This is a genomic window from Flavobacterium polysaccharolyticum (assembly GCF_038739875.1).
Lineage (GTDB): Bacteria > Bacteroidota > Bacteroidia > Flavobacteriales > Flavobacteriaceae > Flavobacterium > Flavobacterium polysaccharolyticum.
The window spans coordinates 1-1,288 of record NZ_JBCGDP010000060.1 but is presented as its reverse complement, the minus strand read 5'-3'; the positions used below and the strand labels follow the sequence as shown (position 1 = coordinate 1,288).

At 33.4% G+C, this 1,288-nt stretch carries 2 protein-coding genes; both read right to left on the bottom strand.

Annotated features, from left to right (window positions below; translation table 11 throughout):
* Nucleotides 1–7 precede the first annotated feature (7 nt).
* Entirely contained in the window at nucleotides 8–859 is an 852-nt protein-coding gene (locus WFZ86_RS20075; protein WP_342693603.1) for an IS3 family transposase, read from the bottom strand.
* 14 nt (nucleotides 860–873) lie between these two features.
* A partial coding sequence (locus tag WFZ86_RS20070; protein ID WP_342693602.1) for a transposase occupies nucleotides 874–1,288 on the bottom strand: 415 nt, incomplete at its 5' end.

Genomic DNA, 1,288 nt, shown 5'->3' with positions numbered 1-1,288 from the left:
TACAATTTTAGACAGTAGCAAGCTCAGGTTTGCTACTGTTTTTTGTTTTATAGGTTCTCATTTTAATTTTGTTTTGGTGATGCATCTGATTTGGAGTAAGCATGTAATTAGAATAATGAGGTCTGATTTCATTATAGATATCAATAGCTTCTTTTACAATTTTTTGCATGATTTCTGCTTTTTGATTGTATTTGTCAACCCTAAATTCCTGTTTTAAAATACCATTAATCCTTTCTGCCACTGCATTTTCATAAGGGTCAGAGTTTTGTGTCATACTGCATAGAATTTTATTTTTATTAAGATGCTTTTGGTAGTCATTAGCACAATATTGAATCCCTCTGTCTGAATGATGTATCAATGGTAAGTTTTTGTTGTTTCTGTGTTTAAGAGCCATTTTAAAAGCCTTCAAACTGCTTTCTGTGTTCATGTTATCGGCAACATAATATCCCATAATCTTTTTAGAATAAGCATCTGTGACTAAGCTTAAATAGCAAGGATTATCTCTTTTTCCTATATAGGTTATATCAGAGACCCAAACTTGCTCTGGTCTGTTAATTTCTAAATCTAGAATTCGATTTTGATGTTTATTAAATCGATGATGTGAGTTAGTCGTTACATGATAACTTCGTTTAGGATGTATCAATAAATGATTGGCTCTGAGTATATCAAAGAACTTATCTCTTCCAATTTTCATTAATTGAAGTTTATCCAACAAAAGATAATATAGTTTTCGAGTACCTATTCTAGGCATTGTCTTCCTGATATTATTCACCATCAAAATCACTTCTTTGGCTTTGTTTTGTTTGGATGCTATTCTTCTAGTCTTTCGATAATAAACCTGTCTGTCTATCCCGAACAAATAACAGGTAAACGCTACTGTTTTTTGTTCTTTTGCTCTAAAGCGGGCGATTGTTCGGGTGCAGAGTTTTTTCGGATATCGATATGATATTCTTTCTCAGCTAAATCAATCATCATGTCAAACAAGATTGCTTTTTTATCTGCAACGTAAGCTTGTCGTTCTAAAAGAGCCTTTTGTTTTTCTAATAGCTTGACTTGGGCTTCAAGTTCCATAATTTTTTGTTCGGGTGACTTTGCCATATTCAAAGGGGTTTGGTTTTCCCAATCAAAGTTACCAAATTTTCGTAACCAGCCCAGAACTGTAGCATGGCTTTGAATGCCATATTGTTTTCTAATTTGGGTAATTGATGAACTACCTTGCTCAACTTCTCTAACGATTTGAAGTTTTAAGGACATGCTGTAATCTCGCTGGGTGCGCTTTACATAATTC